A 20717-nucleotide genomic window follows, 5' to 3' on the forward strand; every position below is an offset into this window, starting at 1 on the left:
ATGTCTTATATGTCATCTTCCTCTTCACCGCCGCAAGCGCGGCCCTCGAGCATCTCCGGCTCATCGGCCGCCTCAAACCGGTCGTCGTTGATGAAAACCACTTCATCACAATTCGGGCAGGTTACTTCGATTACATCGTCATCTTCAACGATCCCGGCGTCAAAACACACCGTTTCGCCACAGCGGGGACATTTTACCTCCATATATTCCGCCTGCTCCTGATCATCATCCTGATCGTAGATTTCGTCTTCCAGCGTATAAAGATCTTCGTCAATGCTTTCCAGATAATCTTCCAGCTGGCCGTGCGCCTCCTCCAGCCGGCCGAAGGAATCGGCAAAATCATTCAGCACATCGATAATACCGCCCAACAGACGGCCTTCCTTGCTTTCCGGCGACAGATCCATGCCCGCCGACAATCCCTGCAGGTAAGCAACCCGTGACCTTAAATCTTCCATACCTCGACCCCCCTCGGTTAATTATACGGGCAGTAAAAGTTGACTGCTTTAGTATTACCCGGCAAGGGGGGACTTTAAACATTTTACTTTACATGCCGCCTCGCCAACAGCGGAATGACCGCCGTATCACGCCCGTTTGATGTATTGCCCGGTGCGGGTGTCTATTTGCAGGACGTCACCGGTATTGATGAAAAAAGGCACCTGGACCACATAGCCCGTCTCCAGCGTGGCCGGTTTGGAACCGCCGGAAGCGGTGTCGCCCTTGATCCCCGGCGCCGTTTCCGTCACTGTAAGCTCCACGAAATTGGGCAGGTCCACACCGATGGATTTGCCCTGGAACAAGAGCAGGTTGATGGTCATGTTCTCCTTGAGGTATTTCACCGCATCACCCAGTTGCTCGGCCGTCAGCGCCATTTGATCGTAGCTTTCCATGTCCATGAAATTGTAATTGCTGCCGTCGTTGTACAGATACTGCACTTCCCGCCGCTCAATATGCGCACGGGGAATTTTCTCCCCGGCATTGAAGGTCTTTTCCACCACTGCCCCGGTGCGCATGTTTTTAATCTTGGAGCGTACGAAAGCCGAGCCCTTCCCCGGTTTTACGTGCTGAAACTCCACCACCTGATAGACATCGCCGTCCAGCTCGATGGTCAACCCGGTGCGAAAATCGTTGGTTGAAATCACTTCCTTCTACCTCCCGCTATTGATCATTAACATGAAAATGGGCTTCTGCTTTGCGGCTGACATACAAAATCCACCGGTTCCGGCCGGGCGGCTTGAAGTACCGCGGCACAAAAGTCGCGACGCACCGGTCAGCCAATCCCGGCTAGCGGCGGGCACTCCGGAAAAAAGTCCGTCCGCCGGACCGGCGGCAATAACGGCGGAAATCCGGTGATGCCTGTGCTCCTAGCCCGCCCGGCCGCAGATCAGCAACTGCTCCTTGGGCGCACCGGTCAGGATACGGCAGCCGTCTTCCCTAACCACCACCATGTCCTCAATGCGCACGCCCCCCCATCCGGGGAGGTAAATGCCCGGTTCCACGGTGACCACCATGCCGGGCTGCAGCACCGTTTCGTCCCGTTTGGAGAGAGCCGGCTCCTCGTGCACCGCCAGACCGACCCCGTGACCGGTGCCATGACCGAAATTATCCCCGTATCCGTAACCGGCGATCACATCCCGGGTCGCCCGGTCGGCATCACAGGCCTTCACCCCGGCGCGCACGGCTTTGATGCCCGCCTTTTGCGCCTCCAGCACAATGCGGTAGATTTCCTGCTGCCGGGCGTCCGGCGGCCGGCCGATCACCACCGTACGGGTAATGTCGGAGTTATAGCCGTCCAGCGTGCAGCCGAAGTCCAGGGTCACCAGGTCGCCGGCCTGCAGCACCCGGTCCGTGGCCGTGCCGTGAGGCATGGCGCCGCGCGGGCCGGAGGCCAGAATGGTGTCAAAGGCCAGTTTGGCCGCCCCCTGGCGGCGCATGAAAAATTCCAATTCCAGGGCGGCTTCCCTTTCCGTGACGCCGGAACGCAAAAAAGTCCGGATGTGTTCAAAGGCGCGGTCCGCCAGGGCCACCGCCCGGGCCAGGCGTTCAATCTCGCCGGCATCCTTCACCTGCCTGATCTTTTCCACCACGCCGTACAGCGGGGTCAGTCCGGTATCCCCCAGTTTTTCCTGCAGGGTGGCAAACTGCCGGTACGTAAGAAAATCGCCTTCGCAGCCGGGCCTGGTCACACCCCAGCCGGGCAGTTCCCCGGCCAGCTTTTCAAACAGCGAATCCTTGAACATGCTCACCCGGCAATGAGGGCACTGCTGCTTTGCCTGTTCATAATAACGGAAATCGGCCAGGAAATGGACATCCCGGGCGGTAACCACCACCGCCCCGGCCGAACCGGTAAAACCGGTCAGATAATACCGGTTTTCCGGACGCATAACTAAAAGCGCGTCCACGTTTGCGGCACGGCACGCCTCCCTGACCCGTGCTATTCTTTGCTGCATTGTTTATTCCTCCCGACCGCGGCCAGTTCCACCGCCGCCCGCAGGGCCAGCCGGTATCCCGTCCCGCCCAGTCCGCTGATCTGGCCGGCGGCCACCGGGGCAATCACCGAATGATGGCGGAACTCCTCCCGGGCATAAATGTTGGAAAGGTGCACTTCAATCACCGGAATGCCGACAGCCGCCACGGCGTCGCGCAGGGCCAGGCTGTAATGGGTGAAGGCACCGGGGTTGAACACCACCGCATCCTCCTTTTCCACCGCCTGATGCAGCCTGTCCACCAACTCACCTTCGTGATTGGACTGGAAAAAGGATATTTCCACGCCCAGCCCGGCCGCCAGTGCGCCCAACCCGGCGTTGATTTCGTCCAGGGTCAGGGCGCCGTAAACGGCGGGCTCCCGGCGCCCCAACAGATTCAAGTTCGGACCGTGCATAACCAGTATTTTCATGATCATCACCGCCGTAAAGGAGCGTTGCACACATTTCACATTTTACCACAAAAACGGGCGTCTGGAAAAGATTTATTGCAAACCTGGGCGCGAACGCCTCGAAAATTCTTGCCATGATAGAAAAAACCGTACCTTTGCAACAAAAAGTCCAGCCGCCGGCACCCGTCGCACACCTTTCCCGGCTGCAGTTCATGCACCGGTACGATGCCGTTACGATTTACCGTCCGCTGATGCTCATACGGGACACCCGGAGGGTGGGACTGCCCTTGCCGCCAAAGAAAGTGAGGTCGTTGCCCACGCCGTCCACTGCCTTGAGCAGTTCCAGCACATTGCCGGCAATCGCCACTCCCCGCACCGGCCGGGTCAGGGTACCGTTTTCAATTAAAATGCCGGACGCGCCCACGGAAAAATCACCGGAAATGGGGTTGGCCGTATGCATGCCCATCACTTCGGTCACGTAAAGACCATCGCCGGTATTTTTGATCAGTTCGGCCGGAGAAGTATCCCCGGGCTCAATATACAAATTGGTCGTCCCCACCTCCGGCGTAGCTTTGAAGGAGTCTCGCACGCCGTTGCCGGTGGACTTGACGCCGTCCTTGGCGGCGGTGTAGGTATTATGCAGGAATCCCTTGAGCACACCATGTCCAATCAACTCGGTGCGTCCGGTGGGTACGCCCTCCCCGTCAAAGGGGGCCGAAGCAATACCTCCCGGCCGGGCGCCGTCATCCACCACCGTCACCTTTGGCGAAGCCACGTTCCGGCCTACCCGGCCCGCAAAAAGGGAGCGGCCCTTCTGCACCGCCTCGGCGGTCAGACCCGGTCCAAGCAGGCCGAGAAAGCCGGTGGCCACATAGGGTTCCAGCAGAACGGCGGCCTGGCGGGTGGACACCGGCCGGGCGCCCAGCATGCGCACCGCCCGCTCCGCCGCCCGGCGGCCCAGGGCGGCGGCATCCAGTTCGTTGAAGCGCAGCCGGTAATCCAGGGCGAAACCGGTCTGGCTGTCCTCCCCCTCGCCGGCCACCAGCGCTATGTACAGACCGCAAAAGGCAGTGCGGTAAGTGGCTGCAATACCATGGCTGTTCACCAGGGTGACCTCGCTTTCCGCGTCCTGGTAAACCGAACTTTCGATAATATTAACCCGGGAATCCAGTTCCCGGGCCGCTTTTTCCATCTGCCGGGCCAGTTCAATCTTTTCCTCCTCACCGGCCTGATTGATCGCCGGATCATAAATATCCAGCCGGGGGTAACCGGCGTACGGTTTGGGCAACACCCGGTAGGGGTCGGCCGCTGTCCGCGAGGCGTTGGCCAATGCTTGCCGGGCAATGTTTTCCACCGCCTCACGGCTCAAATCGGTAGTAAAGGCAAAACCGGTTTTTCCGTCCACCATCACCCGCAGTCCCAAACCACAGTCCCGGGCCAGTTTCATGGTTTCCACCCGGCCCTCGCGTACTTCCACGGTCATTTCCCGGCCGGAATTAAGATAAGCCTCAATCATGCCGGCTCCCAGCGCGGCGGCCCGTTCCAGCGCAAATTGGGCTATATTCAGCGCGTTATTCACCATTTCCCGCTCTCCTTTCAATTATCATAGTATAATTCAATGGAATCAAAGCTATTCCTTTTTCCGCCAATAAAAAACTGCCCGGCGGCAGTTAATCACATTTGGCGTTGTTTGCCGCGCCGTAATGCGGCACGGCGGCCCACGGATCCGGGCGCCGCTGTCAATGCACGTAAAAACCGCTGGTCAGGGCAAACAAGTTGCGTAGCGAGACCGGGGCCAGTTCCTGCACCGCGGCTTCTGTTACTTGTGCCGGATCCAGCATGGCCAGAATGGCCACCCTTTCTCCCGTGTCCTGCCTGGTATAGAAGCCGAGAATACAAAACTGCATGTCCTCGCCGTAAACTTTGCGGGTTACAATGTCGCCGATTTTCATAATTCCTACCTCCTCAGGTTAGCTGAAGGCATACTTTAGTATCTTGGACAAGAGAGTTTACATAAAATCAGACAGTTTATCCCGAAGGCCGGTTGTTCCAAACGGGCCAATTTTATTCCCTTTGTTACCATATGCCCCAAAACACCCGGATGTGTATGGTTGTTGACGGCATGAATTATATAAGCTGGAATATCAGACAATTACGGGTAACGGCCGGACGGCTCCGTATAGCAGCCGGCGTAATGGAACATAATAGTAACAGCCAATGTCCAGGGTGGAGCATTGGGATTATTGATGAATAAAAAGGAGTGGTTGGATTGGACATCCAGCAGGTCAACACGGACTGGGAAAACTGGAAGCGGTTTCTGGGACAGGCGGTGGAATTCGCCGAGGAACTGGGGGTTTCCCGGGAGCGCATCACCAATCTGGCACAGCAGGCCGGCCAGGTGCTGGCGGACAACGTCACCCCGGCCAACCCGGAGCAAAAAGCGTTGAAGGAACTGTGGACGGTGGCCGATCAGCAGGAAAGACAGATGCTGGCCAATCTGATGACCAAACTGGTGGCCAACCGGCCGGGGAGTTACGCGGCGTTTTAGACTCCATCCGGCGGCCCGGTCGCGGGATTCGGTGTGTACGGCTTTTACGGAAGAATATCAAATCCAGTAAAGGGCGGGATGTGATTTTCGAACATCCCGCCCTTTGTGTTTCCGGATTTAAACCGCGCATAACCGGTACCGCGAGATTTCACGGCACCGGCTTACAGCCGGCGGATTTGGCCGTTGGCCTTGCCGTGTCCGGTGCCGCCCACAATCAGTTCCTTGATCGCGATGGTGGGCTGGGCGTCGCTAACGGGCACCCCCTGACCGTCCTTGCCGCAGGTGCCGATGGTGAAGCCCAGGTCGCTCCCGACCATCTCCACGATGCGCAGCACCTCCGGACCGTTGCCGGTCAGAGTGGCCCCGCGCACCATCGGCCCCACCTGGCCGTCTTTAATCAAATAGCCTTCGGCCACATCGAAGACAAAGTCGCCGGTGGTGGTGTTCACCTGACCGCCGCCCATCTTCTTCACCAGCAGGCCTTCTTTTGTCTCCTTGATGATCCTTTCCGGATCCGCCTTGCCGGGGGCGATATATGTATTGCCCATGCGCGGAATCGGTTTGTGCTGGTAGGACTCCCGCCGGCCGTGGCCGTTGGATGCCCGTCCCTCCTTGCCGGCGGTCAGCCGGTCGTACATATAGTCGGTAAGCACGCCGTTTTCGATCAAAGTCACCTTGCGCGCCGGCACGCCTTCGTCGTCAAAGCGGTAGGAACCGTAGCGATCGGCCATCCCGGCGTCGTCGATCACCGTGACCACGTCAGCGGCCACCTTCTGCCCCTGTTTGCCGGAGTAAACCGACAGCTTCTTCTGGGCCAGGTCCGCCTCCAGGCCGTGCCCGCAGGCTTCGTGCACCATAGTGCCGCCGGCCTCCCCGGCCATGACCACGGGCATCTTACCGGCCGGCGCCGGCTTCGCCTGCAGCATCTCCACCGCCCGCCGGGCGGCCGTTTCGGCGATGGACTGGGGGGTGAAGCGCTCGAGCAGCTCAAAACCGGATAGACTGCCGGCGGCCTCATAGCCGGTCTGAATCACGGAACCGGCCGCGGCTACCGCCTGCACCATCAGGCGGGTGCGGATGCGTTCATCCTCCACATAATCGCCGGCGCTGTTGGCAATCACCACCTGCTGCACCACATCGCCGTAACCCACCATCACCTGCTTGATCTGCTGCGTATCCACCGCCCGGGCGGCCCGGTCGGCAGCCTCCACCGCCGCCACCTTGCGCCCGGTGTCCACCGCGTCCGGGCGCTCCCGGATGGTGAAGTTCACCAGCGGTTCCACCCGGCGCAGGTCCAGGTTGTAGTCCTTTTTTGCCCCCTTCGCCGCACGGCTGACCACCCGCGCCGCCTCCGCCAGGCCCTCCCGGCTCAGGTCATTGGTGTAGGCATAGGCGGTGGACTCCCCGTTCAACACCCGGATGCCCGCTCCGGCGTCGATGCCCGAGTGCACCCGCTCGATCCTGCCCCCCTCGGCGCCGATGCCCGTGGCCTGCTTGTGCTCCACAAAAACATCGGCAAAATCGCCACCGTTGGCCAGGGCCAGATCCAGCACTTCCTTTAAAAGCTGTTTATCGACCAAAAGGAAACACCTCGCTTTAAAATTGACCGCTTATCGGACAGGTGGGGGAAAAACCATCTATCTCCAATATAATATACCCCGGAAGAGGACTGGTAAGCAATGTATATTAAAAATTTTAAACCCCGCCGGCGGACGGCATAGGAAAACCGGCCGGGCGGATTTTTTAAACCCGTCCGGCACCGGTAAAAGGCGAAGCTAAACGGCGGCGGCAGGTCAAATAAGCCCCATTTCCGCCAAACACGCAATTCCCGGCGGCAGGGGCTCGCGCCACAACCAGTTCACCTGCAACCGGAAACCGGGCAAGACCGCCGCGTGATAGTCACCCTGATCATCCGCCGTATGCAGGTGGTAGCGTCCGTTGCTTCCCAACCGGTAAAATTCAGCCTGCTGCCGGTCGGGATCAATGAGCCAGTATTCCCGCACACCCGCGGCCTCGTATTCCACATATTTTTCCTCCCGGTCGCGGGTCAGGCTCTCCGGGGACGTTATTTCCACAATCAAATCGGGAGCGCCGTCTAGATAGGTTTCTTTGAGCAACGGCAGTTTTTCATTGCCCACATACAAAATGTCGGGTTCCCGCCCCCGGCGCAGTGTTTGGGGCAAACGGACCAGGAAGGGAGCGGGTAAAACTTCGCCGCACTCAAATTTGCCGGCATACGCCCCCAGCAGGAACAAAAGAAACCGGGCAATCCGCTGGTGTTTCAACGCTGCCGGCGTCAACAGGACCACCTCGCCATCCACCCATTCCGCCCATGTATCTTCATCGCACCAGGCCAAAAACCCTTCAAAACTGATCCGGCCCTCCGGCAGTGGTTTCAGCGGCTTGCAAGCATATGGCTCAACAGCTTCTTTAAACTTATCCATTTTCGGCACCCCCTTTCACCATCGCATACTGATCGGCTCTTTGCAGATGTATCAATGATATTACCATCATGCCGCGGTGAAAACAACAACCGGCCGCAGTGGGGAAAAAGCGCTCAATGTTAAAAGAGCGGGTATTTCTCCTGCCAGGTGATCCTCTCCACCGGGCCCCCATTCGTGGGAACACGTACAGTAACCACCAGCACCCGGGTGTTGCCGGCACAGGTGCCGGTGGAATAGATGCGAAAAACTTTATAGCGAACCTGTTCATTTTTTTCATTGCGCATTACAAAGTCTTGCTTAAGGACCGCCTTGACTATAAATGTGCCACCGCCAAAGCTGTGTGTATGATCACCGTCCGCCGGATAATATTTGGAATTGTTGTATTCCTTCTCACGGTCGCCGTTATAATCAGGCACAATGCCCTCCAGCCTGTTCAGCCATTCTCGATCCGCCAGCACGGTCTGCACACCGGCCTCGGCAATGTAATAGGCTTGCGTTTGTTGGTAATGGCGGATGGCCATTTGCCTGTGCTGGGCGGCCAGGGCCAGCACCGCCGAACCCAGCAAAAAAAGCACCGCCGTCACCATGATCACCATTACCGCCGCAAAGCCGCGGGAATGACGCGGGAAAGCCCGGTCATTCCATCTGGAACAGGCGCAGGCGTCAAGCATCCGTATTTCACCGCCTTACCCGGAAGAGCACGTCTATAATAACGACGGATCAGTATGCAACAGTCACCGTTCAGCTGCATTTTTGACGTTCATTGAACACCAAAATGCCAGCCAACCGGTTTTAAATGGTCTAATTCCTCAAAGTACTTCAGGCCATGTGTTCATGAACCGCAGGTTTCACTTTGAGAGCCTTTCAGACGCAACTGCACCGTGGTGCTCATGGTCATATCTTCCATACCGGTCATTCCCCCGGTGAGCACGATCTCCACCCGGGTGACCTGCTCCGGATTCGTTACCGGCATACTGCCGCCGGAGGTAAAATACCGGACGGCCATACTCTTGATGTGGGCGGCAACCGGCGGGTGAGCCGCTCCCTGCTCGCGGACCAGGGATGAATTTTCCAGCACATAGTAGTGAACTTCAACCCAATTGTCGCTTTTGACATTCCAACACCAAAAATGCAACTCATTATTTCCGGTCGAAGTGACATCCTTGGACAGGCGCAACTCGCCGGACATCAGTTCCAAGGCCGTACGCAAGTTGTCCTGCACGTCGATCTGCCGTTCCTGGCGCAGCCAGGAGCGCACCCCCAGTTGCCAGCACTGCAATGCCGCACCAAGTAAAAGGATGGTCAGGGCGGCCCCGACCACCACTTCCATCAAGGTAAAGCCGTTTCCGGTCCCCGGAGATCCAGTCCGCATGACAACCCGTTCCTTTCTTTATAGGAAAATATTCCTATCAAGAAATTCCTGCCTCATTGACCCATGACTGGACGGTTTCCCGTCCCCGCCAGCGGGATCTCCACAGGCGTGAATTCCCGGGGAACTCCCGGTATCTTTTTGGTTTTATACAATGCTTCCGGCCCGCTTTCAGGCCGGCAAAGAAGTTTTTGAAGGCCCGGTCCAGGTCCCGGAGGGCTTCCCGGGGAGCGCATTTGGAAACTTCGTACATCCAGGGATGTTCCGTCTGCTTGAGCTGGTTTAATTCCCGGTGCTGCGCCATGGCGTTGGTGGGTTTCTTTTCCTCCTGGTATAACAGAATCCGGCGGTCCAATCCCCAGTTGTAGGCAAACCGGACCGTTCCGGCATGCTTGGCCAGAAGGATTCGCTGGGCCGCATCCGGTTTTAGCTCATAGCGACAGGCACGGTTAATCTTCACGCGCCATTGCCTCCAACGCCTTTTTTGCTTTGTTTTTGGCGGATCCGCGGCCGTACAGCCGGGCGCAAAATGAGGTGGGTACTTCTATCATGTCCTGCACCAGGTCATCCTTTATTTCGGTTTGGTCCACGACAACAACCCGCCTCCCCTGGGCGGACAGTGATGATTCCACTACAACGCAACTTTCCCTGGTAGTTCGCCCCTTTCTTTGACCAGAATCGTCCCTGTCGGCGTTTGTTCCGCAGGGACGGGCAACTTCCCGGCCTTGAACCATTTCCAGGCGGTTCTATATGTGATTCCGTTTATCTTCGCCCATTCACTTAGCTTCATGGAAATATTATATCATAAGGGGTCATATATTTCTATGGTTTCTTTAGCTGCTTCTCAACCCCCGGCCCAAATTATAAATTCACCGTTTACTCGATCTCCCCTTCCCCGGGCGCCGTGCTGCTCACCCGCACCCGGCCGGAGATCGGGGCCACCACCACGTAAAGATATTCGCCGGTTATGCGGCTGCGCAGGGATACCGTGCCGCCTTGCCCCAATGGCGTGCCGTTTGGTTTTATAAACAGCAAATTTTCCGAAAATTTTGTTCCGGCCAGTTCCACCCCCGCCGGCAGTTGCACCTGCTTAAACGGACAATCATTCTGGCGCAGGGAATAGGCGTGCCTGCTGATATCAAAACCAACTTTGAAACTGTCACAGTCCGCCTTCCCGCCGTCCGCCCGGCAACCCCGGGCCACCTGCTGGCACTCCCGGATATCTTCGGCCATCTGCCGGGCGGCGGCGTCCAGTTCATAACGGGCTTGCGCCGTGCGGAAACAGGGAACGGCAGCGGCGGAGACAACACCCAGCAAAGCTACCACGACCATCAATTCCACCAGTGTAAAACCGGCGCTAAACGCGGTGGGGTGTAAGATACAGTGCCCACGGCCTTTGACAGGCTTCATAACAACGCCTCCCCGGCAAAAACCGCCGGTAAATGTGCGTTTTCACTCCCGGGTCTGAATAAAAGACAAAAAAAGAACCTGCAGGAGGTTCTTCGACGCAAAGGTTATTTTTCCTTCCGGTGTAAAATTTTCCTGAGAAAATATTATAGATACCGCCTCTGAAAATCACCTATTAATTCAATTCTTTTAAAATATCTTCCACATGCCCGACTAATTCCGCTATTTATTTTGTGCCCGTCTCCCAAACTTCATCCAAATCAACCTCAAAATATTCATGAATCAATATATCCCTCATACCTGCAATATCCTGCCATGGGATTTCCGGATGTTTCTTCCTGATGGGACTGGAAATGTTCTTAACAGCTTCGCCGATTTTTCCTAATTACCTGATTAAGGATAATTTACCTTTCGATGTAAATGTTTTCTAAAAATGAATAAGCCTCAATGCTGCCCGGCACCGGATGAAGCGGGCGTTTTGGACGTCCCGCCGGCTGCCTGGCCGGACGGGACGCCGGATGAATCCGGCGCGGCAGGCCGGCCTGTTTTTTGAGCCGCCGGTTGGCTGCCCTGCACTGGTGATTGGCTGCCTGGCGCCGGTGCCGAAACGCCCGCTGGATCGCCGGAGGCGGACGGAGACGCGCCCGGGGGCGGACCGGGGAAGCCGGGCCAGGGGAACCAGTTGGGATAAGCGTTGCCCCCCGCCGGGGTACCGGCCGGATTCGCCGCCCCGGCCGCGGCGCCGCCGTTGGCCGCGGCGCCGCCGTTGGCCGTCACGCCCGGCGGCAGGCCCCGGGGCGTCACTCCCCGGTAGGGCGAAACCAGATCCGGTTCCTTGTACGGATCCGTCCGGCCTACCTTCCAGGCCGCCACCTGATCCAGCGCCAGCCGGCCGGCCGGCGTGGGCTGGGAATAAAAGACCAGGGACAGCCTGGCCGAAATCCCCTGCGGCCCGCCCCCGCCCGCCGGCGGTGTAATGACGGTCCCGGCCGGCTGCCCGGAACTCCCCTGATTTTCTTTGGGCGCCTCCAGCGACAGTTTGCGGATGCTCACCAGGTTGGGCACCGCCTTGCGGCTTTCCAGGCTGTCGATGAAGGACAGCACACCCTGGTACGGCCCGCGTAACTCCATGTCCACCGGCAGTTCCAGGAAATAGGGTTCCACGATCACATCCTGCGCCTGCCAGCGGGTGATCTGCACCCCACTGGCGATGGCCCGCAGGCCGATGTCCACCACCGCGCCGCCGTCCCGCAGTTCGGATGCGAAACGCTCTCCCGCCCGGCTGTACCCGGCCCGCGCCTCCCGCAGGCGCTTATCCGCCACCGGCAACGAAGCCGCCGTCACCCGCGCCTGCTGCAATTGCCGCCGCGCCTGGTCCAACTGCGCCGCCGTACCGGCAAAATGCCTGTATTGGGGGATAAATATGTACTTGTAGCCGGAGAAACCGGCCAGCGCCAGCAGTAAAACCGCCAGCAACACCTGTTCACGCCTGCTGAGCCTGGTTAACATAACATCTCCACCGCTTTTCACCCGGACTGGGAAAATATCCCGCCATTCATTTTTACAATTTCTTTACTCTCCCGTCCACCTGCAAGCTCCGCAAACTGGCTTCACAACCTGCCGTTTCCCTGAAACCGTTTGCACATGATTTTCCCAATCAAGATCACGGCGTTTGATACGGCCAATTGATTTTAGGCAGTTTGAAGATAACAGACAATGGTAAAAATTAATGTACCGTCTTCCTGGCCGTCGATTTCCTTCAGGCTCACCATCCGGAAATAGGGCAGCACCGAAAGCTTGCGCACAAACACGCCGATGGAAGGAAAAGACCGGGACGTTCCTTTGATGGTCAGCACATTGGGCGGCAGGGGCACCTTGTCCTGCGCTTCGGCCTTCTGCTGCGCCGGCGCTTCCCCGGCGGCCAGTTGCGCCTGCTGCGCCTGGTTGCGCTGCGCCAGCTGTCCGGCCACCCGGCCCGCCTGCTGCACCGGTCCGGCCGGGGGGTTGGCGCCCGTCCCGGTGGGATTATTGCCGGCGGTTCCGGACGCCGCACCACCCGGTGCACCGGCCGCCGCGTTCCAGGACGCATTGCCCGCCGGAGCGATGGCCGTTCCGGACGAAGAATTGCCTGAACCGGCCGGATTAACGGGTGTTCCGGCCCCGCCGCCCGCTGACCCGGCCTGCGCACCCGGCGCGAGAGCGGCGGTTTGCTGCAGCGTCTTTGCCGCATCCTTGTCGTAGGCTGCGTCCACGGAGGAGAGCCAGATATCCACCGGCACAATCTGCGCTATGTCATCCAGCACCGGCTTCCACACCCGGTGCCGGGCCAGCAGTTCTTCCAGCGCCGCGGCGCCAGCCTGCAGTTTTTGTTCCTCCGCCCGGTCCGCCTCCACCTTCCGCACCACCGGCGAAAGCGACGCCAGTTGCGACTGAATGACGGCCAGTTCCACCCGCTGGTTGTACGACTTGATCAACCAGCCGGCGCCGCCAATCAGGATCAGCGCCGCCAGCACGGTTAAGCCGGAGATTACGGCCAAACGCTTCCCTTCCACCGGCGGACGGGGCTGCAATTCGAGGGGAAGCAGATTGATGCGGTAATTCATCTTTCCACCCCCCAAAGGGACAGCCCGGCGGCCACCGCCAGCGCCGGGTCAAAATCCGTAGCCTGCCCGCCCGCCTCCGGAGAGGGGAACAAAGGCGGCCGGCCCGTGATTACGTCCATATCCAGCTCAAAGGAAAGCAGCCCGGGCAGATCCGGCCGGCGGGCCGCCGGGCCGGTAAGCACCAGCCTGTCCACCGGCCGGCCGGCATACAGGCCCCGGAAAAACTCCAGGGAACGCTTTATTTCGATCACCAGTTCATCCAGCCGCAACCCCGGCCGCTCAACGTCCCCGTCGTCAGACCCGGCAGGCGCCGGCAATGTGCGCCGGGCCGCACCAGGCGCCCGGCCGGGCGGGGCGGCGGAAGACCGCTCCTCAGCGGCAAAGAAACCAACGGGGGACAAAAGGTAATCCAGTTCCTCATCAGCGGCAGCGCCGTTATTGATGGTATCTTTGGCCGCGGCCGCTTCCGGAAGCGGTTCTCGCGGCGGGTAAGAACCGTAGTTCAAATCCGGCGCTGCACCGGATCGCCCCCCCGGATGGCCGGCAACGCCATCCCCTTTGTCCGGCCCTTCCACCCCGCCGGACAAATTCCCTTTCCACACTGATCCGTCCGCATACAATCCGATTTCCCGGCAGCCCACCGGGGCCGTACGGATAAAAAGCAGGCTTCCTTCCTCCACCACCGCGCAGCGGGTCACCGCCGCATTTACATCCACAATCACCTGCCGGCCCGGGCACCACCCGCCCTTCCCCGGACCGCAAAAAATACGCCACAAGGCCAGCGCCGGCAAATCCAGGGCGGCCAGCGTCAGCCCAGCGTCGTTGAAAGCCTGGTGAAAACGGTAGACGGAATCCTGCGGCGCCGCCGCCACCAGCACATTGAGCTGTTTTTCCGGCCCGGCCGTCTCCCCCAGCACCACGTGGCGCAAAAGCATATCATCCAGGGGCACGGGAATGAGCTGTCCGGCCTCAAAGCGCACCGCCCCCGTCAGTTCCCGCGCCGGCATGGGCGGCATGTGCACAAGCCGCTCAATGACCACCGTGCCGGGTAAAACGCTCACCACCTGTTTGGCCGAAAAACCGGCCCGCTCCGCCAGCTCTTTCAGCACTTCGGTCAGACTATTTTCATCCGGCACCCCGCCGGGGCCCAACTCCGGACCCGGCAACACCACCAACGCCGCCATCCGGAATCCCTCGCCATCCGGGGCCAGTTCCACCGCCCGGATCTCCCCTGCATCCACCTCCACGCCGAGAAAAGCCTTGTTCCGTTTGAACAACTCCTTGAATGAGCCCAAACCGGCCAAACTTTTGAACCGCTTCATATCTGCCTCCACAGCCCGCACCATGTTAAAATGATCAAAATAACCGTACAATTGGTCAATTGGTTTATTGATAAAGCAAATTACCTTTACTATACCAGACGTCAAAATATAAAAAAAGTCGATCTTTTCTGTTTTACGTCAAAGTCATGTCAAAATTTCTTTTAGTGCCATATGTAGTAGCAAGTGACAAGGAGTACTATGTATATTGTGCTTAAAAGTGACTTTGACTTACTCTTTTTTTAACACCCCTGCCAGACAACTTCCTGCACTATCCCAGTAAAATGCCAGTAACCATTTTTGGCTACTGCCCGGCACCGGGTGGTGAAACCGCCGGCACCGCCCGCCGGGCGGAAAGGGAAACCTGCTTTTCCCCGCCTGCTTCGGGGTAAAAAACTGTCACCACAACGGTTTTCAAACTTCCAACCGGAGAATCACCGACCGAAATGCTGCGCGAAAATCCAGGCCGGCCCGGAAGGGGAGTCTTATTTTGGCTTACCAGGGACTCATAAGGCAGGTCCAGCAACTCCTCCATCCCGGACTGCGCCAGCATGACGGCCACAGTCATATTGCGCGCCGCGGACAGGTGCAACTGGCTGTAAGAAAACATGGCCTGCAGGGGCAAAAGCGCCACGGCAACCAGAAGCATGGCCAGGGAGATGTCGAGCAGGAGGAAGCCCTGATTAAAATTCTTTGGGGCTGAAAATGCAGCCTGGTTAAAAGTTATATTCTTGACGCATTGTTTTCGAACAAACAAGAAAGCTCTTTTCAAAAATACTTGCACCTTAATCCCCTGCTTTACTGATTCTGACTGCCTTGTGCAGCCGGTACAGGCGTAACTGTTATTTTATTCAGCATAACAGCATCTTGCAGTTGTCCACCTTGGTTTGAAAGCAACAATTGATTAAATTGAAATTCCAGTGTCGCCAGCAGGGCAACAGTCGAATTGGCACTGCTCCCCGTGCTTTCAAATGAAATGTCCAAAGCGGTAATATCATTACCGGCATCCACCGTGACCGGATGGGAGATGTTTGAAATGGTATATTCCCCATTACCGAGAGTGACATTCTGCAACTGCAAATTAACAAGCCCCTGTTGTAATTTTACAGTATCCAACGCCCCGTTGAAATAACTGCCCTTGCCGGCAATCAAAAAGCGTGTTTCAAAAATGACGCGTTGCACCCCGGCCTGGGCCAGATAGCGGGCCTGCTCCTTTTGCCAGATACCGGACTGTATGCGGGCCGTCGTACTCACGCTGATTAACAGGGCGGTCAGGATAATTGACAGGATCAGGACTATCACCAGTGTAAATGCCAATACCATGCCCGTTTCATTTTTGAGCACCCGTTTATATAAATCGTCCATCTAATGCTCACCTGAAAATGTATAAACAGCCATAACGTTTTCCCAATCCTTCCAGACCCCGGCGTATCCGCTAGCCGGTAGATCAGAAATTTCCCTGGTGCCCACCTGGCTGTCGTTTACATAAAAAGTAAAATTACTGCCGTTGCTGGAAACACGCAAAACATATGTATTTCCGGAGTGAAAATCACCCAGCAGGGCCAATTGCGTAAAACCGGCTTGACTGCCCGCTCTGAAGTCACGAAAAACGGCATAAGCTTTTCCGCCCGCTTCCTGGATGCCGAAATAAAGAAAATTGTTCTGTGTCCCGGCCGGTGGGGCATAAAAAGCTATACCGGCTGTCGAGGCGTTTGGTCCGCCTGCCGGCCACCAAAAATCATAAAGCGTCAAATGCGCTGTAAAGTCGAGATTGTTTTCGTGGGACTGTGTCTTATAGATTACGGTATATAGATTATTTGACCAGGGGAAATGAAACAGATAACGGCCGAGAAGCATCCATCCCCGCCAGAACATCGTCCACCAGTCAGGTGTCCATTCGCTATAGCGGGTACAGGCGGGTATGGTCCAGCCGGAACCGCCGCCACCCCCGCCGCCACCGCCGCCGGAAGCGGTAATTTTGTAGGAAGCGGCCGTGTCCAGTTCCCCCTGCTGCACGATAATGGCATAATCGCCCGGCGAAGCTGAAGCAAGCGGGTTGTCTTTTTCTGAAATTTGCAGGGTATTGCTTCCGCTTATTTCCACAAGACCGGAAATATCAGTAATGCTGCCGTCCGGATTTTTGATCCACACCTGCGGCCGGCCGCCATTACTTTGATTTGGTTTACCATCCGGTGCGCCGGCAAAGTTCAGGCCTTGAGCGGTAACATATACCGGACCGTTCAACTGTTTTTCAACCTGGGTGGCAGTGGACAGGGAGATGTCCGGATGAACGGTTTCACTGGTTTGTGCTTTAACGCTGCGGTATAGCGTCGCGTCCTTGCCGTTTACCGCAGTTGTAACCTGGAAACCGGCAACGTTTTTGACGGTTTGCATAGCACCCGGATTACTGTCAACCTGTGCATAAAATTGAAACCCCTTCAAACCGTCAGCTAAAATTTCAGTCTCCTGTTTTTGCTGTTTTGTTACAGTGCCGCCGGCATAACTGATCAGCACCGGATCCTGTCCCGCGAACATGGCCTGCAAAGTATGGTTGTCAATTACAATTAATGAATTTGCCCCCTGGATGCTTTTGGTTATCCGGTCCAAAGCAACCGTCGCCTGCTGGATGGCCAGCGTTTCGTCCGTCTGGTTGTTGCCGTTTACTTCCGTCGTCCGGAATATGTTAAACGCAGCGGAAATTATAGTCACTAAAAGTGCACAAGCAAGCAGTACTTCCACCAGGGTAAAACCGGCCTGATTCCGGCGTGTAAAAATTCTTTTCACTGGTTTTTCCCCTGCCTTTAATCCCCGGAAGCGGCTTGATTCAATTCATTGCTGACCAGGGTGGTTGCCGTAACCGATCCGGCCGGCGCCCCCCAGGAAACAGTTACCGTCACCCGGTAAAGGGAATATGTAATTGTGTCACCGTTTGGCAGAGTGACTGGAAATGATTTTTCCGTGCTGATCACTGGATTGATTTCAAAAACCTTCCCGTCGAATTGACCCGGCGGATCATTATGTACAGCGGTATCATCTCTGGAGACCCTGACAGAGTATTCTTTTAATTCCTGTTCCAATAGCTGCCGGGCAAAATTTTCTTCGGACATACGCTGTTTCAATTTTGCCTGCTGGACCACAACAGCACTGAGCACCGTAACAACCACGGCGAGGAGCATGGCGGCAATAACAATTTCCACCAGAGTCAGGCCGCTCTGGCTAAATTTATTTTTATCCATCCCCTTGTTCACATCCAAAGCATTTTATCACGCCCGGCACGCCCCGCAGTATGATCAAATCCGGAAATTACCCAAATACCAGTTCAAGATTTGCTGTCCCCCCAATATAGTGGTTATTGCCCCGCAGGCCAGAAAGGGGCCGAAAGGGATGGCGTCCTTGCGCCCCTTGATGCGGGACAGCAACAGCACCGCGCCAACCAGGCCGCCCAGCAAGCAGCCGAGAAAGACGGCCAGCAGGCCCAGGGGCCAGCCCAGGAAAAGCCCGGTCACGGCGGCCAGTTTGATGTCGCCACCGCCCATGCCGCCCCGGCTGGCCACGGCCAGCAGCAGCAGGAAGGCGGCCGGGGCGGCCAGGCCCAGCAGGACGGAAAGGAAAGTCAGGTCACGGGTGAAAAGATTTATGATTACTCCCCCGGCTAAGGCAAAGATGATTATCCGGTCGGGGATGAGGTAATGTTCCAGGTCGATGAAGGAAAGCACAATCAGAACAGAGGTTAGAAAAAGATATTTAAACAGCAAAAGGTTAAGCCCAAAACGCATGTACAGGACGGCAAACAGCACCCCGGTTAAAGCCTCCACCAGCGGGTAGCGTGGGCTGATGCCGCTGCCGCAATAGCGGCAGCGGCCCTTCAGCCACAGGTAGCTGAACAGCGGAACCAGATCCCGGGCGGCGAGCCTTTGCCCGCAATGGGGGCAGCGGGAAGGAGGAAAAACTACCGACTCGCCCCGGGGCAGGCGGTGGATGCAGACATTGAGAAAGCTGCCGGCAGCCAACCCTACCAACAATGGAAACAGCAAAACTATCACTGAACAGTCAGCAAGTCTAACCGGTTGCATAACAATATCAGCGCAATGCTGGATTAAGACCCGGTAGAAGATACCGCACCAATTGTTCCTTTAATTTTAGTGTTATCCGGAAGAGGGGTTACTGCAGCGTTGGTACACTGCGCACTTTGATAAGATGCGGCAGTATAGTAATACTTGTTATTACTGTCCGGTCCGCAATAAATAAAATAACCCGTTCCACTGCTGTTTGCAGCCGAGTCCGCTTCGTAAACGAATCTATTCCCCCAGGGATCGGTGATACTGTTTCCATCCCCGCTCCAGTTAATACCGGCCGAGGTCAAAACCGATTTTATATCTATATTTTGTTGCGTACCTGAAGCGCTATAGGCGGGACTGCCTGCTCCTGCGGCAGTGGTTGTGTTGGTTGCCACTGGTACCTGGCCGCCGTTTTGTGCGATCCAAACATCAATGGCGCTTTTCATATTCTGAAGGCTGGATACAGCCGCCTTTTCCCTGGCCGTTTCCGCATTTTTTGTAAACTGGGGCACTGCAATGGCCGCCAGCACACCCAATATGATCACCACAACCATCAGTTCGACCAGAGTAAAACCCTGCTCGCTTCTCAGGATTCCAAACAATTTTTTCATTTTCTTACGCCTCCTCTTGTTTATATAAAAATTTCATGCCCGCAGTTCTACCCGTGTTTTCTTTCTGTTACGTCCCATCGATCAAGGACACCCTGTTTAACCACACCGGCCGCACCAAAAAACTCCCTAATTTTGCCCCCGGCCACCCCCCTCCCGGTATAGCATACCGCCCTGCATTTTTATGTCTCACATGACGACAATCATTACGTTAACTGAGCAACCACTCAGTGCACCAGCCCCGCCCCGCTCATCACTTTGAACATGGGCAGCATGATGGCCAGGATCACCGAACCGATGGCCGCGCCCATGAAGAGCAGCAGCACCGGCTCCAGCAAAGAGGAAAGGCGGGCCACGCCGGCGTTGACTTCCCGGTCGTAGAAGTTGGCCACCTTTTCCAGCAGTTGATCCAGGGTGCCCGTTTCCTCGCCCACCATGATCATGCGGCTGACCAGGGGCGGAAAGACGCTGCTTCTGGCCAGCGGGCCGCCCATGTCCAGGCCTTCGCGCACGTTTTCCAGGGCCTGGCCGGTTACTTCCGCCACCACGTGGTTGCCTGCCGTGCCCTGGACCACGGTCAGCGCCTGGATCAGGGGCACGCCGGCGTGGATCAGGGTGGCCAGGGTGCGGCAGAAGCGGGAGATGACCACTTTTTTGATTAGCGGGCCGAAGATGGGCAGGCGCAGTTTCAGGGCGTCCAGGCGGTGCTGCACCTGTTCGATGCGCAGCAGGCGCTGCACGCCCAGGAAGAGCAGGGCCAATCCACCGGGCAGCAGGTACCAGTAATGGCTCAGGAAGTTGGCCACGCCCATCAGGATCAGTGTGGGCAGGGGCAGCGGAATGTTGCTGCTTTGCAGGATGGTGGCGAACCGGGGCAACACGGTGGTGACGATGAAGCCCACGGCCAAAGTACCAATGCAGACCAGGGCGAACGGGTAGTACATGGCCGATTTGACTTTTTCCCGGATGTCGTAGTCCCGTTCGAAGTGGTCGGCCATGCGCAGCAATGCCTGGTCCAGCACGCCGCCCAGCTCACCAGCTTCGATCATGCTGATCAGGATGCCGGGAAAGACGTGGTGCTGGCGGGCCATGGCCTCGGCCAGGGTGCGCCCGCCCTGCAGTTCGCGGGCCACATCCGCGATCGCCCGGGCCAGGCGCGGGTTTTCCGCCTGCCGGGCCAGGATGTCCAGGCAGGTGAGCAGCGGGATGCCGGCCTCCACCACAGTGACAAACTGGCGGCAAAAGAGGGCCAGGTCACGTACGCCCACTTTTTTCTCGAGCAGTTCATTGAGGCCGTGTACTGTCAGCCGGCGGCCCTTTTCCGGGGCCGGGCGCAGGTTGACCACGTAATAGCGGCGCTGCCGCAGCAGGGCGGCGGCGGCGGCCGGGCCGTCGGCTTCGATATAACCGATTTGAATTTTCCCGGCGCCGTCCCGGGCCCGGTAAACGAAGGAGGTGGCCGGCATTATGTAATCACCCGCTTCCAATA

General features: G+C 57.4%; 24 protein-coding genes and 1 pseudogene. 1 reads left to right on the forward strand and 24 read right to left on the reverse strand.

Translation table 11 applies throughout. The features are described 5' to 3' along the window. Positions 1-5: 5 nt before the first annotated feature. From A6M21_RS15410 to A6M21_RS15435, 6 genes are all read right to left on the reverse strand, one after another. Positions 6-455, reverse strand: a complete 450-nt coding sequence (locus tag A6M21_RS15410) for a CD1247 N-terminal domain-containing protein (RefSeq protein WP_066670710.1) — start codon at positions 453-455, stop codon at positions 6-8. A gap of 126 nt (positions 456-581) precedes the next feature. Then, complete coding sequence (gene efp, locus A6M21_RS15415; RefSeq protein ID WP_066670712.1) at positions 582-1139, reverse strand: elongation factor P; 558 nt, start codon at positions 1137-1139, stop codon at positions 582-584. 222 nt (positions 1140-1361) lie between these two features. Continuing rightward, complete coding sequence (locus A6M21_RS15420) at positions 1362-2447, reverse strand: M24 family metallopeptidase (RefSeq protein WP_066670714.1); 1086 nt, start codon at positions 2445-2447, stop codon at positions 1362-1364. Further along, on the reverse strand, positions 2432-2893 hold the full coding sequence (gene aroQ / locus A6M21_RS15425) for a type II 3-dehydroquinate dehydratase (RefSeq protein WP_066670715.1): 462 nt from the start codon (positions 2891-2893) through the stop codon (positions 2432-2434). The genes A6M21_RS15420 and aroQ overlap by 16 nt, the downstream gene beginning before the upstream one ends. Before the next feature lie 217 nt (positions 2894-3110). Further along, positions 3111-4454, reverse strand: coding sequence for a TldD/PmbA family protein (locus tag A6M21_RS15430; protein ID WP_066670718.1), 1344 nt, complete (start codon positions 4452-4454; stop codon positions 3111-3113). A gap of 157 nt (positions 4455-4611) precedes the next feature. Next, positions 4612-4824 (reverse strand): hypothetical protein, encoded by a 213-nt coding sequence (locus A6M21_RS15435; RefSeq protein WP_201721914.1) that lies wholly within the window; start codon positions 4822-4824, stop codon positions 4612-4614. A 308-nt stretch (positions 4825-5132) separates the two neighbouring features. On the opposite strand from A6M21_RS15435, the gene A6M21_RS15440 reads away from it, so the two are divergent. Next, positions 5133-5420 (forward strand): DUF3243 domain-containing protein, encoded by a 288-nt coding sequence (locus A6M21_RS15440; protein ID WP_427854636.1) that lies wholly within the window; start codon positions 5133-5135, stop codon positions 5418-5420. A gap of 161 nt (positions 5421-5581) precedes the next feature. Here the strand turns inward: A6M21_RS15440 and A6M21_RS15445 are convergent, their stop codons facing one another. The 18 genes and pseudogenes from A6M21_RS15445 to A6M21_RS15520 form a co-directional block, all read right to left on the reverse strand. Beyond that, positions 5582-7000, reverse strand: a complete 1419-nt coding sequence (locus A6M21_RS15445) for a TldD/PmbA family protein (RefSeq protein ID WP_066670724.1) — start codon at positions 6998-7000, stop codon at positions 5582-5584. Between the two features lie 213 nt (positions 7001-7213). Beyond that, complete coding sequence (locus A6M21_RS15450; RefSeq protein WP_066670725.1) at positions 7214-7864, reverse strand: Uma2 family endonuclease; 651 nt, start codon at positions 7862-7864, stop codon at positions 7214-7216. 119 nt (positions 7865-7983) lie between these two features. Further along, complete coding sequence (locus A6M21_RS15455) at positions 7984-8535, reverse strand: pilus assembly PilX N-terminal domain-containing protein (protein WP_066670727.1); 552 nt, start codon at positions 8533-8535, stop codon at positions 7984-7986. Between the two features lie 161 nt (positions 8536-8696). Further along, a complete protein-coding gene (locus A6M21_RS15460; RefSeq protein WP_151191978.1) occupies positions 8697-9236 on the reverse strand; it encodes a PilW family protein in 540 nt (179 codons plus the stop codon). 37 nt (positions 9237-9273) lie between these two features. Then, positions 9274-9693 (reverse strand): helix-turn-helix domain-containing protein, encoded by a 420-nt coding sequence (locus tag A6M21_RS15465; RefSeq protein ID WP_066670734.1) that lies wholly within the window; start codon positions 9691-9693, stop codon positions 9274-9276. Then, positions 9683-9868, reverse strand: a pseudogene (locus A6M21_RS19510) (IS607 family transposase); the annotation flags it as partial. The gene A6M21_RS15465 and the pseudogene A6M21_RS19510, both read right to left, overlap by 11 nt. A gap of 241 nt (positions 9869-10109) precedes the next feature. Further along, a complete protein-coding gene (locus A6M21_RS15470) occupies positions 10110-10643 on the reverse strand; it encodes a pilus assembly FimT family protein (protein ID WP_066670737.1) in 534 nt (177 codons plus the stop codon). A 223-nt stretch (positions 10644-10866) separates the two neighbouring features. Continuing rightward, on the reverse strand, positions 10867-11016 hold the full coding sequence (locus A6M21_RS19515; RefSeq protein ID WP_078060778.1) for a HepT-like ribonuclease domain-containing protein: 150 nt from the start codon (positions 11014-11016) through the stop codon (positions 10867-10869). A 68-nt stretch (positions 11017-11084) separates the two neighbouring features. Further along, complete coding sequence (locus A6M21_RS15475) at positions 11085-12149, reverse strand: type IV pilus inner membrane component PilO (RefSeq protein ID WP_066670740.1); 1065 nt, start codon at positions 12147-12149, stop codon at positions 11085-11087. 182 nt (positions 12150-12331) lie between these two features. Further along, the gene (locus tag A6M21_RS18500; RefSeq protein ID WP_066670743.1) at positions 12332-13243 is read right to left on the reverse strand and encodes a PilN domain-containing protein; all 912 of its coding nucleotides are present in this window, start codon (positions 13241-13243) and stop codon (positions 12332-12334) included. After that, positions 13240-14565, reverse strand: a complete 1326-nt coding sequence (gene pilM, locus A6M21_RS15485; protein WP_161486096.1) for a pilus assembly protein PilM — start codon at positions 14563-14565, stop codon at positions 13240-13242. Before pilM ends, A6M21_RS18500 begins: the two co-directional genes overlap by 4 nt. 301 nt (positions 14566-14866) lie before the next feature. Next, positions 14867-15346, reverse strand: a complete 480-nt coding sequence (locus A6M21_RS15490) for a hypothetical protein (protein WP_066670748.1) — start codon at positions 15344-15346, stop codon at positions 14867-14869. A 14-nt stretch (positions 15347-15360) separates the two neighbouring features. After that, a complete protein-coding gene (locus A6M21_RS15495; protein ID WP_066670750.1) occupies positions 15361-15927 on the reverse strand; it encodes a hypothetical protein in 567 nt (188 codons plus the stop codon). Further along, positions 15928-17346 carry a PilW family protein gene (locus A6M21_RS15500; RefSeq protein ID WP_066670752.1) on the reverse strand — a complete coding sequence of 473 codons (1419 nt, stop codon included), beginning with the start codon at positions 17344-17346 and terminating at the stop codon, positions 15928-15930. A 17-nt stretch (positions 17347-17363) separates the two neighbouring features. Then, positions 17364-17798, reverse strand: coding sequence for a hypothetical protein (locus A6M21_RS15505; RefSeq protein WP_151191979.1), 435 nt, complete (start codon positions 17796-17798; stop codon positions 17364-17366). A gap of 54 nt (positions 17799-17852) precedes the next feature. Continuing rightward, the gene (locus tag A6M21_RS15510; RefSeq protein WP_242868875.1) at positions 17853-18581 is read right to left on the reverse strand and encodes a prepilin peptidase; all 729 of its coding nucleotides are present in this window, start codon (positions 18579-18581) and stop codon (positions 17853-17855) included. Between the two features lie 77 nt (positions 18582-18658). Further along, positions 18659-19231 carry a prepilin-type N-terminal cleavage/methylation domain-containing protein gene (locus A6M21_RS15515; RefSeq protein ID WP_066670760.1) on the reverse strand — a complete coding sequence of 191 codons (573 nt, stop codon included), beginning with the start codon at positions 19229-19231 and terminating at the stop codon, positions 18659-18661. Between the two features lie 224 nt (positions 19232-19455). Then, positions 19456-20694 (reverse strand): type II secretion system F family protein, encoded by a 1239-nt coding sequence (locus tag A6M21_RS15520; RefSeq protein WP_066670789.1) that lies wholly within the window; start codon positions 20692-20694, stop codon positions 19456-19458. Positions 20695-20717: the final 23 nt, after the last annotated feature.

The organism is Desulfotomaculum copahuensis (genome assembly GCF_001655685.1).
In the GTDB taxonomy this organism is placed as follows: domain Bacteria; phylum Bacillota; class Desulfotomaculia; order Desulfotomaculales; family Desulfovirgulaceae; genus Desulfotomaculum_G; species Desulfotomaculum_G copahuensis.

Coding starts and splice junctions, on each gene's coding strand:
- A6M21_RS15410 (WP_066670710.1), bottom strand. CDS start 455: ATGGAAGATTTAAGGTCACGGGTTGCTTACCTGCAGGGATTGTCGGCG.
- A6M21_RS15420 (WP_066670714.1), bottom strand. CDS start 2,447: ATGCAGCAAAGAATAGCACGGGTCAGGGAGGCGTGCCGTGCCGCAAAC.
- aroQ (WP_066670715.1), bottom strand. CDS start 2,893: ATGAAAATACTGGTTATGCACGGTCCGAACTTGAATCTGTTGGGGCGC.
- A6M21_RS15430 (WP_066670718.1), bottom strand. CDS start 4,454: ATGGTGAATAACGCGCTGAATATAGCCCAATTTGCGCTGGAACGGGCC.
- A6M21_RS15435 (WP_201721914.1), bottom strand. CDS start 4,824: ATGAAAATCGGCGACATTGTAACCCGCAAAGTTTACGGCGAGGACATG.
- A6M21_RS15450 (WP_066670725.1), bottom strand. CDS start 7,864: ATGGATAAGTTTAAAGAAGCTGTTGAGCCATATGCTTGCAAGCCGCTG.
- A6M21_RS15455 (WP_066670727.1), bottom strand. CDS start 8,535: ATGCTTGACGCCTGCGCCTGTTCCAGATGGAATGACCGGGCTTTCCCG.
- A6M21_RS15460 (WP_151191978.1), bottom strand. CDS start 9,236: ATGCGGACTGGATCTCCGGGGACCGGAAACGGCTTTACCTTGATGGAA.
- A6M21_RS15470 (WP_066670737.1), bottom strand. CDS start 10,643: ATGAAGCCTGTCAAAGGCCGTGGGCACTGTATCTTACACCCCACCGCG.
- A6M21_RS15475 (WP_066670740.1), bottom strand. CDS start 12,149: ATGTTAACCAGGCTCAGCAGGCGTGAACAGGTGTTGCTGGCGGTTTTA.
- A6M21_RS18500 (WP_066670743.1), bottom strand. CDS start 13,243: ATGAATTACCGCATCAATCTGCTTCCCCTCGAATTGCAGCCCCGTCCG.
- pilM (WP_161486096.1), bottom strand. CDS start 14,565: ATGAAGCGGTTCAAAAGTTTGGCCGGTTTGGGCTCATTCAAGGAGTTG.
- A6M21_RS15495 (WP_066670750.1), bottom strand. CDS start 15,927: ATGGACGATTTATATAAACGGGTGCTCAAAAATGAAACGGGCATGGTA.
- A6M21_RS15505 (WP_151191979.1), bottom strand. CDS start 17,798: ATGGATAAAAATAAATTTAGCCAGAGCGGCCTGACTCTGGTGGAAATT.
- A6M21_RS15515 (WP_066670760.1), bottom strand. CDS start 19,231: ATGAAAAAATTGTTTGGAATCCTGAGAAGCGAGCAGGGTTTTACTCTG.
- A6M21_RS15520 (WP_066670789.1), bottom strand. CDS start 20,694: ATGCCGGCCACCTCCTTCGTTTACCGGGCCCGGGACGGCGCCGGGAAA.